Genomic DNA, 16,718 nt, shown 5'->3' on the forward strand with positions numbered 1-16,718 from the left:
CTATCGCTCCTTAATCTTTCCTTGTTGTTCTTTGTAATGCGTACAAATATGCCCGTCCAGAGATTTTTCGGCAGCCTTTAAGATATTCTGGTACCCTGTACAACGGCATAAATGGCCGGAAAGTTCACGTTTAATTTCCTCTCGGCTGTACTCTTTTCCACTCTCCGTCATTGCTGTGGTGGTCAGAACAAGACCTGGTGTACAAAAACCACACTGAACGGCCCCTTCGTCGACGAATGCCTTCTGCACATCCGAGAGTTCGCCGTTTTTCGATGCCACACCCTCAATCGTCGTAATCTCTTTTCCGTCTGCCCAAACCGCTAGGTATATACAAGAGTCAAAGGGAATACCGTCAATGAGCACGCTACACGCGCCACATTCTCCAACTCCACACCCTTTTTTGGCTCCAGTATAACCTAAACGATTTCTTAAGACTTCCAGCAAGGATTCGCGAACATCCACCTCAAAACTTAGTGCTTTTCCATTGATCGTAACGGATATTCTCTTAAACAAGTTCCGCACCTCCTGCGTTGACAATGGCAATTTTCAGGGCTCTTTGCGTAAGTTCTTCCACAAGATGTTCCCGATATTCTTTAGACGCGCGCCAAGAGGTTCGTGCTTTGGCTGATTTTACAGCCAGTTTGCCGATCTCTCTGAGCGTTTCTACGGAAACCGTCTTCCCTTGGGCAAACTCTTCAGCCTCAAGACACCTTAGAGGGGTGGGGCCAGCTACCCCGAGCCCAATTCTAACCTCTTCAAAAGTCCCATCCTGCAGTTTGCAGACCACTGCGACCCCGAGCGTGGCAATATCCATCGCTTGACGCATGGCAAACTTAATATACTGCCCTCCGAACCCCCTGTAATCTTCCGGAGAAATCATGATTTCGGTGAGAATTTCGCCGGGTTTCAAATCTACTTTGCCTGGTCCAAGGTAGAATTCACGTATCGGAACAACACGTTCCCCACTCTGGCTTTGCAATTTCAGCCGAGTATTAAGGGCAAACAAAGAAGAAGCACTGTCTGCCGAGGTTGCTCCATTACAAATATTTCCCCCGATGGTTGCCACATTGCGAATTTGAGGCCCCCCCATGGAAATTGCCGCTTCCGTCAAAATGGGAATTGATTCCCGAATAATTGGATCATTATAAATTTGAGAAAAGGTAGCCATCGGACCGATCACAATGGTCCCATCCTCTGATTTTCTGATACTTTCCAAGGCTTTTATCTTACGTAGACTCAAGAGCTCAGTGCCTTTAATTTGCCCGCCATGCATTTTGATAAGCACATCCGTCCCACCAGCAATGATTTTTAGGTTGGGGTTTGCCGCTAAAAGCGCAGTCGCTTCAGTTATAGTTTCTGCTTCAAAATATCCTTTAATGTCGTACATCTCTTCACCGCCTTACTATATTAATCCAGCCTCTTTGAAACGTTCGAACACACGTTGCGGATTCATCGGTAGCCGATTAAAGGCTACACCCGTCGCATCCAACACTGCATTGCGAATGGCAGGAGCTGGCGAAATTACCGGTGGTTCTCCAAGGGATTTGACCCCAAAGGGACCAGTTGGATCTTCCGCCTCTACAAAGGCGACGCCAATATCCGGGGTATCCATAATTGTAGGAAGTTTATAATCCAATAAATTATTATTAAGGGGTTTACCCGTTACTTCATCAAAGAGCAACTGCTCGGACAGCGCATAGCCAATTCCCATACTTACCCCACCATGTACTTGTCCCTCAGCTAATTGCGGATTGACGATCTTGCCGGAGTCATGCACATTGTAAATCTCTAAGATCTCGATTTTTCCAGTCTGGGTGTCCACTTCCACTTCAGCAAAGGTTACACCAAAGGGCATCGCATTAATCCGGGCATTATTTGAGACATCACTCGTGATGGGTTTTGCTAAGATCCGATCATAGTAGGACTGCATGGCAACCTCTTCCACCGTCAGAACGCTTTCGCCGGAATGTTTAAAGACAACACTTTGATTGCTTAAATCGAGAAGATGAGCCGGAATATCCGTCATCCTGTGTGCGAACTCAAGAATTTTCTCTTTAACTTCTCGTGCTGCCTTTTCGACCGCCATCCCGCTTACATAGGTTTGTCTGGAAGCGTAAGATCCCGTATCGAACGGGGAAACATCCGTGTCTTGGCTAGAAACAACATGTACCATATCCATCGGAAGTCCCAGCACTTCAGCCACCATTTGGGCAAAAACCGTATCACTTCCTTGACCAATTTCCGTTGCCCCAAGTTGAAGTTGGACCGAACCATCTTGATTTAAAACAAGACGAGCACCAGCAACTTCTAAGGCAACCGGATACGTGCCCGAAGCATAGCTGAAGCAAGCCATACCTACTCCTCTGCGTTTAACACCACTTTGTTCTTTATATAAGGTTTTTTTCTCGTCCCACTTGATTAATTCTCTGCCCTTATCAATACACTCGCGGATGCCGCAACTCATAATCTTATTTTTACTCAACGGTTCCACATACCCAACTTCGACAAGATTTTTCCTACGTAGTTCGATAGGGTCCATATTGAGTTTTTTGGCGATATCTTCGATATGCGATTCGAAGGCAAAAAATATTTGTGGTGTCCCATACCCTCTCATCGCTCCAGCAACCGGCAAGTTCGTGTAAACCGTAATGGGATCATATTTCAAAGCCTTTGCCGGATAGAGATATCTGAATTTACCCCCTGCACTACCGGCAATAGAATGACCGTGCGAGGCATAGGCCCCTGTATTGGAGACAGCGGAAATATGAATGCCGTTTATTACTCCATCTTGGTTGATTCCGGTTTTGATTTTAAACTTAAATGCGTGGCGAGTTCGGGTGTCAATCATACCTTCCTCCCGAGAAAGTTCCAGTTTCACCGGTCTACCGCCCACAGCTAAGGTCATCGCCGCATTTAAGGGTTCAATACAGACATCTTGTTTGTTTCCAAACCCACCTCCAACATAAGGCTTAATTACACGCACTCGACCCCAGGAAATACCTAGTGCTTGAGCAACAATTCGGCGCACAATTTGGGGGATCTGAGTTGAGGTCACGATCACGATCCTTCTGTCCGCATCGAGATACGCATAGGACGTCTGATTTTCCATATGACAATGCTGTACAATGCTTGTTTCGTACTCCCCTTCAATAACATGATCCGATTCTTTAAAGGCTTCCTCCACATCCCCTCTGGCAAATCCACCCGAGGCAAGAATGTTTCTTGGGCTATCTTCATGAATTAAAGGGGCGCCGTCTTTGAGGGCCGCATCCGTACTTGTTAAGGCTTCCAATACTTCGTATTCAACGTCAATTAATCTTAAGGCCTCTTCGGCAATAAGCTCATCAGTCGCAACAACTGCTGCTATGGCATCTCCTACAAAGCGAGCTTTCTTCGTTAAGATATGACGATCTTCTTTATCCCTATGATTTGGATCCAGCGAATAGGGATGTCCCGCCGTTCCAAATTTAACTCGTTCTTCTTCCTCTTCTAATACATCACCAATGACGCCGGGTAGGGCAGTAGAATATTGATTTCCCGGTAGGTCTTTATACGTTAATACAGCCTCTACCCCAGGTAAGGCCTTCGCTTTACTTACATCTATTGTTTTAATGATCGCATGAGCATAAGGGCTATGCAGAATTTTTCCAACGAGCATATCCCTTTCAGAGAAGTCATCCGTATATTTGGCCTGACCTGTTACCTTGGCAATAGCATCGACTCTTCTAACACTTTTCCCCACAACTGCGTATGCCACTTAATTCCCTCCATCCCAACATTTATTAAATCTTAGTGCCGATAACAGCACCTCAGCTGCCTTCATCCCTTACGTCATGACTGTGCAAAATCCATGCCAACGAGATCAAATGTCGAAAAGAGGCTAAATTACCGACTTTTCATTAGGAACACATAAGCTAGACTTATCATATTGATAAAGCAATCTTTCAAATTGACAATTTGTCAACCAAGTTTCTCACTTATCATTTTGATTAGTTCATTTATCAAAATGATAAGTGAAGCTGTCAATTTATCTTGTTTTCAAAGTTCAGTATGCCCTGAAAACAAGATTTTACCGAAATTACTCAATATTATAGCGCGCTAGTTTCCGATAAAGGGTTGCCAACCCGATTCCCAATGCTATTGCTGCTTTTTCTTTCCCTCGAACTCCGGCTCCGAAGGTTTGGTAACAACGCAGAATGGTCTCCCGCTCAATCGCTTCCAAATTAAACCCAGAGAGATCATCATGTAGTGAAGTCTGCTTCAATCTTGGGGATAAATGCACCTCAGTCAAAGTCGAACCTTCTGTCAAATTTATAGCATATTCAATAATATTCTGTAGTTCTCGGACATTACCTGGCCATGAATATTCACGTAATCTTTGTCGAAATCCTTCCGACAGTGCTTTGACGTTTTTATTGAGCTGTTTATTGTAAACCTTAATAAAATGATCGCATAAAACTGTTAAATCCTCTTTTCGATCACGTAAAGGCTTAATATGCATAGGAATGACATTAATGCGATAATACAAATCTTCTCGGAATTCGCCCTTTACCATCATTTGTTCGAGGTTTCGATGCGTTGCCGCGATCACACGAACATCAACCGGAATCGGGGTTATTCCTCCAATTCGTTCAATTTGGCGTTCTTGGAGTACGCGGAGAATTTTGGCCTGTAAAAACAACGGCATATCTCCAATTTCATCGAGAAAAAGAGTCCCCTTGTTGGCCAATTCAATCTTTCCTATTTTTCCCCCTTTGCGTGCGCCCGTAAATGCACCATCTTCATAGCCAAATAATTCACTTTCCAGCAGCGCTTCGGGAATTGCGGTACAATTAATCGCCATAAACATCCCCTGTTGTCTGGGACCGAGATTATGAATGGACCGGGCCAACATCTCTTTACCCGTCCCACTTTCCCCTCGAATCAAAACCGTCGATTTACTGGTGGCGACGATTTTTGCCTGCTCACGAATTTGACACATGGTTTCACTGTCACCCAAGATATCCTGAATCGTATAACCAGCATCTTGAAGAGTAAGGCGATTGACCATACGGTTAATTTCATCAAACGGTCGGAGGATCACAGCGATGCTCTTCACCCCTTCTTCGCTGTCAATGGGCAAGGCACACAGGACCATCTGCACTCGATTTTTCTTAGTTTCGACATGTACTTCACGTTCAACGATTTCATTCTCGTTTTTACCTACTTTGAGGATATCTTCAACAATTCGCGCAGTGAATAAGGAATTCAAATGGCTACGCGCTGTTAGCAAATTGGCGCTAAACAAACGTTTCGCCGCTTGGTTAAAGTGAAGAATATTGCCGTCAAGATCAGCGGTAAGCAGCCCCTCATCCAAGCAGTCGATAATTGAATTCAAATAATGATTGGAGGAGACTAAACCCGCTAAAAACTCTTGTTCCTTAAGTTTTAACGCAATGGTTTCTGCCATTTTAGTCAAAAAAATCAGATAGGAATGTTGATTTTCCTCTATGAGCTTAGCTTGAGCATCGGTAAAACAAATAAGTCCGATCGCCCCTACTGCTTTACCATCGACGTTAATCGGGGAAACGACTTCGTATTTTTCCGAACAATTTCCTCGAGCTTTACAGGGTGTACATAGTGGATGGTGTCCCGGTGTCTCTATAACAAACTGATGTCCGGTGCGCAAAACTTCCTGATACACATACCCCTGTCGGTCCATGGAAAGACCGACCCCTTTGTGGTATTTTCCTGTTCCAGCAATGCGTATTAGATTATGATCAGCTATCTCAATATCAATTTTCACGACGGTAGCAATCGCTTCCGCAATTTGTTGCGCATAATCTTTTACGGCCATAAGTTCAACCATTTAAGTTACCCCCATAAGAACTTATATTCTTGACATTAGCTTTTTCGAGTGAAATTCATTTTATGAGTGAATATAAAAAAACAATCACTAAACCATTAATCAGAATGAGTATAGGAGCTCCGAATACGAACTTAGGGTGAGCCGTCTTATGATGGAAATACTTCATACCAGCATAGAGTCCTACCCCTCCCAAGGCCTCTCCCATAAAAAGCAATCTTGCTTCAGGAATCCTCCAGCGGTGCAACTTAGCTCGACGTTTATCGTTCCCCACCACAACAAAAACACAACTATTCCAGAGGATATAGCCAACTATAAAGATCTTTGAACTTAAACTCAGCAATCACTGCACCTCCAAATCATACACTTTGATTTACCTTATCTTTTCGAATCATGCTAATCCCTAAAAAGATGACGGCGGCGCCTACGGCCTGCATAAGGTGAACCTGTTCCTTTAGAATAATTGCCGCTGTAAGCACTGCAACCGCTGGAACTGCATACATGTATGCCATAATACGGTTTGCCCCAACGCGACTGATAGCGTGATACCAGACCACTAGTCCAAAAGCGGTTACAAAAACAACGGAAAAAACCATAGATCCCCATGCAGTAAGAGGTATCTCCGACCACGATAACGCTTGCACCCCTTTCAAACCAACGACTAAGAGAACGATCATTCCAAATAGTGATGCATAGGTCATGGTTTTTAGGGCCGAATATTTGCGCAGCATCCGCTTAGCCAGCACCGGATATAAGCCCCATATGCTCGAGGCCAATAGGCTAATAAGATCTCCTCGAAGCACATCCCAGCCAATGGCCAGTTTATTCGTTCCGAAAAGCAAGACAAAAACAACTCCCAGGCAAGATAAAGCACTCCCCCATCGTCCACGAGAACCTAAACGTTCTTGCCCAGCTAGCCAAGCAAAAATAGCGGTAAATACCGGCGAAACCGCCAGCATTAGGGAGGCATTTGTAGCAGTGGCATACTTTACTGCCGCCATAAACAAGGTCTGGTAAAGAGTGACCCCCACAAACCCCAACATCGCCAATTCTAGGCAGTCCTTGAGCTGAATTCGCACGTTCTTTTCCAAAGCATAAAGCAAAAGGAAAAGTATTGGAGTTGCTCCCACAAAACGAATGACTGTAAATGTCAAGGGATCAAAACCTTCCATCCCCCATTTTCCGATTACATAATTCGCTCCCCATATCAAAACAACCCCCCAGAGCACCCACTCTGGAAATTCCTTTTTTACAGTCATTAGCTACCCCTCTTCTCCTTTACCCATGCGAAAGACCCCTTGCGTAGTTTAAAGCAGGGGCCTATCATATATCATTTCGCATAATGTTGTCATTGTATCATAGAAAAATAGATCAGAAAATACTTCAGCGTTATTGCCATGGTAATTATATTTGCTAATGAAAAAAAGTGCGCATTCCTATGAATAATATACCTTAATAGGAATTTTGTATTTTGGTTTGATGAATGAAACGCATTCTTTTAACGAAAAAATTATTGAAGAATAAATATACTTGTTGACAAATTGCATATCTTCTCATATAATAATGGATGTTACGCGGTCGTGGCGGAACTGGCAGACGCGCTAGATTCAGGTTCTAGTGCTCGCAAGGGCATGGAGGTTCAAGTCCTCTCGACCGCACCAAAATGATCTCTAAAACCCTTGGTAATCAAGGGTTTTTTCTTTTTGCTTTTTATCTTCTTTTGTCACTGACTTACCGGAAATGTAATTGGGGACGGATTGGGGACGAAATTTTATAACATCAAATGAATACCACAAAAGAATCAATGCCCATCAGTCTTCTTGCAGAAAAGAAAAACCTATTTTTCCACCATAGGAAGCCAGTATGTATTGATAGAGTTCCCTCAAAGGGAGGTAATGTAACTGATAATGAGCTCCACGGTTTGTGGATTTAAATTTTCACATAAGACAACGACAAGAGAGGCTTCCCAAAAATTCAGCAGATTGATGAGAAGTCTCGGGAATGTTTCATGTTAGAAAAATGTGAGCATTCAAAGTTTGTAAACAAAGCGCTTTGATACCAATTGTTTCAGGACAACCTTACATCATGCCGCCCATATTCTAATAGAAAAACACTTGTGGGCTCGTTTAAAATTAGCACCTTTAGTTTTAGTCGATATCCGCCTTTCTAATTATAACTCTTTGCTGATTACCTCCGCTTAAATATAAAACCGGTTGTTAATGTCATTAGCATTAAATTTTAAAACTTTAAAATAATGTTGTATTATTCCTTTGTATTTTTTATTAAACAAGAAAAACTATGGGAATCCGCATGAATCGGCACATAATGTTTTCAGGAATGTTTTAAAAATTTCTCTTCGTTCCTTTCTTGCGTAAACTACTTTTTAATTTTATGAAAAAATAATATTATTCAACTAGTGGACACTAGATTTCAAATTAATATCAGTTCTAGTTTATTTTTTAATATCTCCAAGGTCCTTATCGTTTGATACCCTGTCAACTGACTTTAAAGCACCATCCGTGATATTCCCCACGTAATTTTGCCCTACCATTTGTGTTCCTTCTTTGAAGTGTTGAATGATTCTTAAGCCGATCGAGCCTAACTTAGTATAATATAACTGTTTAAAATCCAAACCTTCACTCGGTTCACATGGGTTTTTCACGTTTTAGCCCTCCTTAACAAAGTAGTTTTAATGCTCGGTTGACTTGACAGAGCAAGCACTTAGTCAAAGCGATCATTGTTGGCTCGAAACCCTCAAACCTAAGTTAGAGAACAAGCGGAACTCCTAATAATATCAAAAGGAATCCCGCCGCAATCAAACCGTATATATGTTCGCAACAAGGACAACGATTTACCATTGTAAACCCCCTTGTAAGGACAATACTGAAGCAATTGGAAAGCGTTGTCCCCAAAAAACTCGAATCAAAAAAACTTGTTTATTTTCCTTCGTAAAATTCGCGAAGGTTTGCAGCAACTTCCTCCGGATCAACTTTACGAGTAGCCGCCCCTGTATCCATAGCGGCTTTAGCAACCGCAGCGGCTACAGCCGGACCCACGCGTAAGTCAAAAGCCTTAGGTATCACGTATTCTGCGTTCAGTTCATCACTACTTACGATGTTTGCAATGGCGTAGGCAGCAGCAACTTTCATCTCTTCATTGATTTCCTTCGCTCCGGCATCGATCGTTCCTCGGAAAATTCCCGGGAAGGCCAGAACGTTGTTTACCTGGTTCGTATAGTCAGATCGACCGGTTCCAACGACCGACGCCCCGGCTTCTTTAGCAGCCTCCGGCCAGATCTCGGGTTCAGGATTAGCCTGTGCGAAGACGATGGGATCCTTGGCCATCGATTTGACCATTTCCAGAGAAACGAGCTTCGCCCCTGAAACGCCAATAAATACATCTGCGCCGACTAAAGCATCGGCCAAATTTCCCTTTAGTAATTCACGATTAGTTTTAAGGGCTATCTCAACTTTGTATTTATTCATACCTTCGGAACGGCCTTCATAGATTGTTCCTTTGGTATCACACATAATGACCTTTTGAAGTCCCATACTCATCAGGAGTTTAACAATAGCCATTCCAGCAGCTCCAGCACCGTTAACCACAATTTTAACGTCTTCAAGGTCCTTTTTTACAAATTTCAGAGCATTAACTAGACCTGCCATGGTAACCACTGCTGTTCCGTGTTGATCATCATGAAAGATCGGTCCATCATAAATTTCTTTGAGCTTTTCCTCAATGTAAAAACACTCTGGAGCCTTGATGTCTTCCAGATTAATTCCACCAAACGTGGGTTCTAAAAGTTTAACGACTTCGATTACTTTGTCACTGTCCTGAGTATCTAAACAAATTGGAAAAGCATCAACATCTCCGAAGGTTTTAAAGAGGATACCCTTACCTTCCATTACTGGCATAGCGGCACGACCACCGATATTTCCCAGTCCTAGAACTGCAGAACCGGTCGACACTACAGCCACTAAGTTTTCTCGGTTTGTATACACATTCACCAGGGCAGGCTCTTTAGCAATTTCTAGGCAAGGTTCTGCAACCCCCGGAGAATAGGCTAAACTTAAATCATTACCATTACGAACTGGCACTTTACTAACAACTGCAATTTTACCTTTATTGTCTTTATGGAGTTTAAGTGCATCTTCACGAAGACCCATGGGCTCGCAGCTCCTCTCTCTTATTCTGATGATTCGTTTAGAACCGTTAATTTTAAGGTTTTTAAAACTACATCGCTCATCAATTTATTTCCCGTTGGCGTTGGATGAAGTCCGTCACAATAGAGGTCAGGCAACACTGCATTCTGTCCGTCAACAAAACAGGGGTAAAAATCAACCACGGTTACCGAGAAATTCTTCGCAAAGGAAATTATCCAAGTTCTAATTTCTTCAAGGCTTTTGTTGACTTCTGGAAAATTGTTTACAAAAGACCAATACTTTTGGGCTTTAGAAATAGCGATTGGAAGAGGGACACCCAGCATAGGAATAATTGAACGTTGGGCTGCCTGTTGAACCATAGCCGCTAGATTAGCTTCAACCACAGTAATGGGGACTCCCCAAATTAAGTCATTTTCTCCCCCCATAATCATGACATGGGAAGGTTTAAAACCTATTACATCCGCGTTAAACCGTGCCAACATACCGCCGGTTGTATCTCCGTTGATCCCTTGGTTCACTACTTCGATATTAAGTGCTTGGCTTACTAACGAGGGCCAGTTTTCCCGTTGTTTAACTTTATATCCATGGGTTAAACTGTCCCCTATACAAACAATCGTCATACTTCGACTCCGATAGTCCTAACACTGTTCAGATTCTCACCCGAGGCGACAACTTCCGGCAAAGTAGAACCGCCAAAGGGCATGACAATTATCTTGCTATTTTCACCTGTTCGTTTTACGGCATCGTCGAGAGCCGTCTGCACATTAGTATACGGTTTCATAAATACCTTACGAACGGTTTCATCACTTAACTCAGAAACGAGGTAGATATCAACTTTTTTTAGAACCATTGCAATAGCGGCTGCCTTGTGCCCTCCGAGCTCGAAGTTCTGTTGAATACCTTCGATTAAATCCTCGGGATGTTGAGCGTTCGTAATCCATCGCTCAAACACCTTTTCTCCAAAGCCCTCTATACAGCTCGCTACCAGAACTATTACCCCTCCATCCTTCACAGCATGTTTGGCATTATCTAATGCTTTCTGAGCTTGATAGAGGTTTATATCCTTGGGGTAGCCTCCCGGCGAAACGACAACGACATCTGCCCGTTCGGGTATTTCAGCTTTATAGAGCTTATCTAAAAATAGGCATCCTTTTCTGTGGGCCTCGAGGTAATGTCCTGCTACTGCTTTTATGATAGTTTTGTGTTCGTCCAAAACGACGTTTAAAATATAATCAACCGTTACGAAGTTTGCGACTTCGTCAATGTCTCTTCTGACAGGGTTGTGCAACATTTCCCCCGCTTTTGCTTCATCCTTAACCATTTTGCTATGGTTTGCCTGGATAGCTGCTCGGGTAGAAACCCCTGGCATTATTGCTTTTATGCCACCGCTATATCCCGCAAAATAATGGTATTCGATGTTCCCCAGACAAATCCGTCGGTCTGCCTCCGCTACAGGACGAAAAATATCCACTGGAGTTCCGCTTGAAGTGATACCCATGTTCACATAGTCCTGGCCATCGGAGTCAATGCATTCGATTTGATTGTATAGTTCGTCTCCTATAAGATACCTTTTTTCGTCTTCAGTATGCTTTCGGTGACAACCCAAGGCGAAGACGATTTTGATATTCTTTAATTCAACGTTCGCCTCTCGAAGTTCATTGACAATCTCCAGTAAGACGACCTTACTTGGCATTGGACGCGTAATATCACTGGTAATGATCACAACTTTTTCATCTTTTTTTACAATATCTTTCAGTCTCTGTGTTCCAATGGGGTCTCTAATAGCCCTTTTTACTTCTTCCTGTCCAGATAACCCCAAATCAATCCGATTAGGCTCAAGGACCCCCAGTAAATTAGTTTCGGTGATATTTACTTCAACTACGTCTTTTCCGAATCCAAGGTTCAACTTCATAATTTCCCCTCATTTTTCCACCATAACTTTAATTCCTAGGTTTATGCACACACAAGCCTTCCACATCATGGGCTGCTTCCATAATGATTTCACTGACCGTCGGATGGGGGTGGATGGTATTGGAGATCTCTTCGACCGTTGACTCCAGTTTCATAGCCAAACACATCTCAGCGATCATATCCGTAGCCCTCGGAGCCAATATGTGAGTTCCCAGAATTTCTCCCGTCGTTTCATCGGTGACTATTTTGATCAGTCCTTCAGTTTCACCCATAATCATCGACTTTCCATTGGCACTTACTGGGAACCTTCCGACTTTTACCTTGTTGCCTTGTTTTATTGCCTCGGCTTCTGTCATTCCTACAGTAGCTATTTCTGGGCTGGTATAAATACAGCCGGGTACTACGGAATAGTTCATACGTTGGGCAATACCTGCAACATTGGCCGCAGCAATCAAGCCCTGGGCCGAGGCCACATGGGCCAGCATGACTTTTCCTGTTACATCTCCAATAGCGTAGACACCGGGGACAGAGGTTTCCAGTTTGTCATTGACGTTAATGAACCCTTTTTCAGGCACAAGTCCTATGTTTTCCAAACCAATGCCCTCGGAGTTGGGTTTCCTGCCAATAGCTACTAAAACTAAGTCGCAGGTCTCTCTCTGTTCCACGTTATTGGTTTTAAAGACACATTCGGTTTCTTTCTTCGTTTCAATGGACAATACCGTTGAGCTTGTATAGAGTATGATGCCCTTTTTGAGAAGCGATTTTCTGATCGTCGATGATATTTCACTGTCGACTCCGGGCAGTATCTCATCCATCATTTCAATGATCGTAACGTCTTTGCCGAGTGAATTAAATACGGTGGCAAATTCGATTCCGATAACTCCTCCGCCGATGATGACTAACTTATCCGGGCAGTTTTTGAGGTCCAGCAAACTGTCACTATCTAACACTTTCTCACTGTCCAGTCCAGGAATGGGCGGTCTTGAAGGCCTTGATCCTGTGGCTATAATAATTTTATCCGTGGTAATAGTCTGGGGCTCTTTGCCAGTGACTTCAATTGTATTTTTATCCTTGATATAGCCAAGTCCGTTGATGATCGTAGCACCGTTCTTCTTTACGAGAAATTCAATCCCGGAACGAAGCCTTTTTACGACTGAATCTTTTTTGGCTATAATCTTTCCAAAATCAAATTGAACGTCTCCCACCACAATTCCAAAATCAAGGCCAGTTTTCGCGGTTTGATAAACTTCTGAAGAATGCAGAAGTGACTTTGTCGGTATGCACCCTCGATTTAAACAGGTGCCTCCCATCTGTTTGTCCTCAATAACTGCCACTTTGAGTCCTAGTTGAGCGGCGCGAATGGCCGCCACATAGCCCCCAGGGCCACCTCCGATAACGGTTAAATCGTACTTATTGCCCATTACTTCACCTCATTTTAACTGGATTATTGATTAGACGTTTTTACAATAACAGGTACGGGTTTTGCAGAATTTGCTTAATACGCTGTAAGAATTGGGCTGCTGGGGCACCGTCTACGATTCTGTGGTCATAAGTAAGGCTCAAAACCATGATTGGCTTAATAACTATTTCATTGCCCACGACAACAGGCGTCATGTCAATCTTGCCAACCGCGAGGATTCCTACTTCCGGAGAATTGATCACGGCAGTAAACTCATCGATACCGAACATGCCAAGATTTGTTATGGTAAACGTACCACCTTGATAATCATCCGGGCCCAACTTGCCGCTCTTGGCTTTCTCAATCAACTCACTGGAAACCGTTGAGATTTCTTTGAGGGTCATTAAGTCCGCATCTTTTACCACCGGAACAATCAATCCATTGTCGACGGCAACAGCTATGCCTACGTTTACAAAATCCCTAAGCACAATCCCTTCCTCTGTCAGGGTGGAATTTGCAATTGGGAAATCTCCAAGGGCTTTTGCCACTACCTTGACCAATATGTCATTGAAGGAAATCTTTACTCCATCGGCTTTCAGTCTTTCCCTTAACGTCATGACCTCTGTCATATCAACCTTCATCCTGTGGTTAGCCTGGGCCATACTATGGAGACTTTTCATCATGTTTTCAGCAATGACTTTCCGCATACCGGCAAAGGGAATTAAGCGTTGTTCTCTTTCCCCGGCTATCTGTTTAGTTCTTCTTTCATTGATAGCCTTTTCGATATCGGCTTTCATGATCTTGCCGCGAGCACCGGTACCATCAACGTTGGCGACATCAATCTGATTCTGTTCTGCTATTTTTTTGGCAACGGGCGTAATCTTGGCTCCCATTTTGGAACTTTCAACATAGTCTTTAACGTCTTTTTCAATAATTAGACCTTCTGGTCCCGTACCAGAAATATCTTGGTAATTCACACCTGCTTCTTCTACGGTCATTTTTGCCCTAGGGGTAATGAAAATCCGCTCGCCGGGTTGTCTTTGCGGAGCAGGGCTAGGGCTAGGGCTAGCGCTTACCTGCGCAACCACAACCTCATTCTTTTGCTCATCAGCAACATCCGATTTACTCCCCGTAGTGTTAAGAATCGAGGAAATGTCTTCACCAAGGTCACCGATCACTGCAATGGTTTCAGTAATGGGCACCACTTCTCCAACATTTCTAATGATCTTCAGCAAAATCCCTGAAGCAGGAGCCTCAATTTCAATCGTTAATTTATCGGTCTCCATTTCAAACAAAGGTTGACCGGCTTCAACCGTCTGACCTTCAGCAAATAGCCACTTGATAATGGTACCTTCTGTCATTTGGAGACCCTGTTTTGGCAAAATTACTTTGGTTGCCATAATTACACCTTCCTAAACACAACTTTTAGCGATAAAGAACCGAATTTACAGCCGAGATAATATCGTCTTCCTGCGGCACAACTGCATTTTCCAAGTCAAGGTTGAAAGGCAATGGACATGCTTTGGCCCCTAATCTTATCACTGGGGCATCCAAATATTTGAAAGCCTCTTCTGTGATAATGGCTGAAATCTCGGCACCAACCCCACCCGTTCTATGAGCTTCATGGACGACTACCGCTCGTCCTGTTTTCTTGACTGAATTAATGATCGTAGCCTTATCAAAGGGCACCAAGGTTCTGGGGTCTATTATTTCAGCCTTGATTCCCTGGGCTTGAAGTTTTTCTGCAACAGCCAGCGCTTTATTGACATAAAGAAGACTCGCGATAATCGTGACATCGTTTCCTTCTTTAACAACCTTCGCTTCGCCAAATGGAACAGCGAAGTCTGGATCATCGGGTACTTCACCTTTGACATTATAAAGCTGCTTGTGCTCGAAAAATAATACTGGATTGTCATCTCGAATTGCTGTCCGAAGTAACCCCGCTGCATCTGCAGGGCTTGAGGGTATTGCTACTTTAACACCGGGAAAATGCATGAAAATTGCTTCTACACTTTGTGAATGGGTGGCGGCATTGCCACGGCCTACCCCCTGCTGTCCCCTGATGACCAAAGGAATTTTAGCCTTGCCACCAAAGACGTATCTCGTCTTAGCAACCTGATTGAGAATCTGATCCATAGCTACAAAGGTGAAATCCATATACATTAATTCAACGATTGGTCTCATCCCTGCGCAGGCTGCGCCAAGACCTGCCCCCACGATCCCAGCTTCTGAAATAGGGGTATTCCGAACTCGTTCTTTACCAAACTTATCGACAAGGCCGCGCGTGACACCAAATACTCCACCGGCTTCAGCAACATCTTCACCCATAATAAAAACGTTTTCATCACGTTCCATTTCCTGAGCAATTGCATCTTTAATGGCTTGTGTATAACTCTTTATACTCATTACCGTACCCTCTTTTCTCTAGTTTTCAAAGAAGACATCTTCCATTACAGTGGCGGGATCGGGATCGGGACTTTCTAGGGCAAATTTGGCCGCTTCTTCAACGGCGAGCAGTGAGTTGTTATCTAATTTCTCAACTTCAGACTCTGTCAAAATGTTATTATCCAACATATACTTCTTAAGTATTAGAATAGGGTCTTTTTTCTTCCATTCCTCAACTTCTTCTTTCGTCCGATAAACCTGTGGGTCACCCGTCCAGTGTCCCAACCAGCGGTAGGTCTTACACTCAATTAATGTTGGTCCTTCTCCCGCTTTGGCCCTTTCGAGTGCCTTTTGCATGACCTCATCTATCGCTAGAACATCATTACCATCCACCGTATAACCCGGGATTCCATAACCGACTGCCCGCACACTAATGTCTTCCACTGCTGTACTTTCTTTTAAGGGAACTGAAATACCATAACCATTATTCTCGCAAACGAAGATGACAGGCAGTTTCCAAACAGCTGCCAGGTTTATGGCCTCGTGGAAAGTCCCTTCGTTTGACGCCCCATCACCAAAGAAGCTAACAGTGACTTGCTTGGTACCTTTAAGATGAGAAGCTAGAGCTGCTCCAACTGCAATAGGAATACCTGCTCCAACAACTGCATTAGCACCAAGGTTACCCTTAGTAAAATCTGCAATATGCATAGAACCGCTTCTTCCCTTACAGTATCCTGTAGCTTTGCCCATAAGCTCAGCCATGGACTTCCCAAGTTCAGCGCCCTTGGCGATACAATGGCCGTGGCCTCTATGTGTACTGGTAATATAATCCTCATCCTTCAGCAGGGAGCACACACTCGCCGCTACGGCTTCTTCACCGACATAAAGATGAACTGATCCTCTGAGAATATTTTGTTCAAAAAAACTTTGTGCTTTCAATTCGAAATTCCTGATATCACTCATGGTTTCATAGATCTTAACAAGACGTCCCTTTTCAATCATGGTAAACACCTTC

Annotated in this window: 14 protein-coding genes and 1 tRNA gene; 1 reads left to right on the forward strand and 14 read right to left on the reverse strand. The window is 43.6% G+C overall.

Features of this window, described 5'->3' with window-relative positions; translation table 11 throughout:
* The 6 genes from xdhC to DSOL_RS07125 form a co-directional block, all read right to left on the reverse strand.
* A complete protein-coding gene (gene xdhC / locus DSOL_RS07100) occupies positions 1 to 513 on the reverse strand; it encodes a xanthine dehydrogenase subunit XdhC (protein ID WP_083642360.1) in 513 nt (170 codons plus the stop codon).
* Entirely contained in the window at positions 506 to 1,387 is an 882-nt protein-coding gene (gene xdhB, locus DSOL_RS07105) for a xanthine dehydrogenase FAD-binding subunit XdhB (protein ID WP_075364177.1), read from the reverse strand. The genes xdhC and xdhB overlap by 8 nt, the downstream gene beginning before the upstream one ends.
* 15 nt (positions 1,388 to 1,402) lie before the next feature.
* The gene (gene xdhA / locus DSOL_RS07110) at positions 1,403 to 3,757 is read right to left on the reverse strand and encodes a xanthine dehydrogenase molybdenum-binding subunit XdhA (protein WP_075364178.1); all 2,355 of its coding nucleotides are present in this window, start codon (positions 3,755 to 3,757) and stop codon (positions 1,403 to 1,405) included.
* A gap of 321 nt (positions 3,758 to 4,078) precedes the next feature.
* On the reverse strand, positions 4,079 to 5,848 hold the full coding sequence (locus DSOL_RS07115) for a sigma-54 interaction domain-containing protein (protein WP_075364179.1): 1,770 nt from the start codon (positions 5,846 to 5,848) through the stop codon (positions 4,079 to 4,081).
* 55 nt (positions 5,849 to 5,903) lie between these two features.
* Positions 5,904 to 6,188, reverse strand: a complete 285-nt coding sequence (locus tag DSOL_RS07120; protein WP_235838725.1) for a DUF1294 domain-containing protein — start codon at positions 6,186 to 6,188, stop codon at positions 5,904 to 5,906.
* Positions 6,189 to 6,204: 16 nt separating this feature from the next.
* A complete protein-coding gene (locus DSOL_RS07125; protein WP_075364180.1) occupies positions 6,205 to 7,104 on the reverse strand; it encodes a DMT family transporter in 900 nt (299 codons plus the stop codon).
* A 315-nt stretch (positions 7,105 to 7,419) separates the two neighbouring features.
* Here DSOL_RS07125 and DSOL_RS07130 point away from each other — a divergent pair.
* Positions 7,420 to 7,506: transfer RNA gene (locus DSOL_RS07130), tRNA-Leu, on the forward strand.
* A 791-nt stretch (positions 7,507 to 8,297) separates the two neighbouring features.
* Here the strand turns inward: DSOL_RS07130 and DSOL_RS07135 are convergent.
* From DSOL_RS07135 to DSOL_RS27895, 8 genes are all read right to left on the reverse strand, one after another.
* The gene (locus tag DSOL_RS07135; protein ID WP_075364181.1) at positions 8,298 to 8,507 is read right to left on the reverse strand and encodes a hypothetical protein; all 210 of its coding nucleotides are present in this window, start codon (positions 8,505 to 8,507) and stop codon (positions 8,298 to 8,300) included.
* Positions 8,508 to 8,781: 274 nt separating this feature from the next.
* On the reverse strand, positions 8,782 to 10,011 hold the full coding sequence (locus DSOL_RS07140) for an NAD(P)-dependent malic enzyme (protein WP_075364182.1): 1,230 nt from the start codon (positions 10,009 to 10,011) through the stop codon (positions 8,782 to 8,784).
* A gap of 20 nt (positions 10,012 to 10,031) precedes the next feature.
* Positions 10,032 to 10,628 (reverse strand): GDSL-type esterase/lipase family protein, encoded by a 597-nt coding sequence (locus DSOL_RS07145; protein ID WP_075364183.1) that lies wholly within the window; start codon positions 10,626 to 10,628, stop codon positions 10,032 to 10,034.
* A complete protein-coding gene (gene larAH6 / locus DSOL_RS07150; protein ID WP_075364184.1) occupies positions 10,625 to 11,920 on the reverse strand; it encodes a nickel-dependent malate racemase, LarAH6 family in 1,296 nt (431 codons plus the stop codon). The genes DSOL_RS07145 and larAH6 overlap by 4 nt, the downstream gene beginning before the upstream one ends.
* A gap of 28 nt (positions 11,921 to 11,948) precedes the next feature.
* Positions 11,949 to 13,340, reverse strand: coding sequence for a dihydrolipoyl dehydrogenase (gene lpdA, locus DSOL_RS07155; RefSeq protein WP_075364185.1), 1,392 nt, complete (start codon positions 13,338 to 13,340; stop codon positions 11,949 to 11,951).
* A gap of 40 nt (positions 13,341 to 13,380) precedes the next feature.
* A complete protein-coding gene (locus DSOL_RS07160; protein WP_075364186.1) occupies positions 13,381 to 14,718 on the reverse strand; it encodes a dihydrolipoamide acetyltransferase family protein in 1,338 nt (445 codons plus the stop codon).
* A 25-nt stretch (positions 14,719 to 14,743) separates the two neighbouring features.
* Positions 14,744 to 15,724 carry an alpha-ketoacid dehydrogenase subunit beta gene (locus DSOL_RS27890; RefSeq protein WP_075364187.1) on the reverse strand — a complete coding sequence of 327 codons (981 nt, stop codon included), beginning with the start codon at positions 15,722 to 15,724 and terminating at the stop codon, positions 14,744 to 14,746.
* A gap of 18 nt (positions 15,725 to 15,742) precedes the next feature.
* Positions 15,743 to 16,705 carry a thiamine pyrophosphate-dependent dehydrogenase E1 component subunit alpha gene (locus DSOL_RS27895; protein ID WP_075364188.1) on the reverse strand — a complete coding sequence of 321 codons (963 nt, stop codon included), beginning with the start codon at positions 16,703 to 16,705 and terminating at the stop codon, positions 15,743 to 15,745.
* Between the last annotated feature and the right edge of the window lie 13 nt (positions 16,706 to 16,718).

The sequence above is a fragment of the Desulfosporosinus metallidurans genome (genome assembly GCF_001936615.1).
Lineage (GTDB): Bacteria > Bacillota > Desulfitobacteriia > Desulfitobacteriales > Desulfitobacteriaceae > Desulfosporosinus > Desulfosporosinus metallidurans.

Coding starts and splice junctions, on each gene's coding strand:
- xdhB (WP_075364177.1), bottom strand. CDS start 1,387: ATGTACGACATTAAAGGATATTTTGAAGCAGAAACTATAACTGAAGCG.
- DSOL_RS07115 (WP_075364179.1), bottom strand. CDS start 5,848: ATGGTTGAACTTATGGCCGTAAAAGATTATGCGCAACAAATTGCGGAA.
- DSOL_RS07125 (WP_075364180.1), bottom strand. CDS start 7,104: ATGACTGTAAAAAAGGAATTTCCAGAGTGGGTGCTCTGGGGGGTTGTT.
- DSOL_RS07140 (WP_075364182.1), bottom strand. CDS start 10,011: ATGGGTCTTCGTGAAGATGCACTTAAACTCCATAAAGACAATAAAGGT.
- DSOL_RS07145 (WP_075364183.1), bottom strand. CDS start 10,628: ATGACGATTGTTTGTATAGGGGACAGTTTAACCCATGGATATAAAGTT.
- larAH6 (WP_075364184.1), bottom strand. CDS start 11,920: ATGAAGTTGAACCTTGGATTCGGAAAAGACGTAGTTGAAGTAAATATC.
- lpdA (WP_075364185.1), bottom strand. CDS start 13,340: ATGGGCAATAAGTACGATTTAACCGTTATCGGAGGTGGCCCTGGGGGC.
- DSOL_RS07160 (WP_075364186.1), bottom strand. CDS start 14,718: ATGGCAACCAAAGTAATTTTGCCAAAACAGGGTCTCCAAATGACAGAA.
- DSOL_RS27890 (WP_075364187.1), bottom strand. CDS start 15,724: ATGAGTATAAAGAGTTATACACAAGCCATTAAAGATGCAATTGCTCAG.
- DSOL_RS27895 (WP_075364188.1), bottom strand. CDS start 16,705: ATGATTGAAAAGGGACGTCTTGTTAAGATCTATGAAACCATGAGTGAT.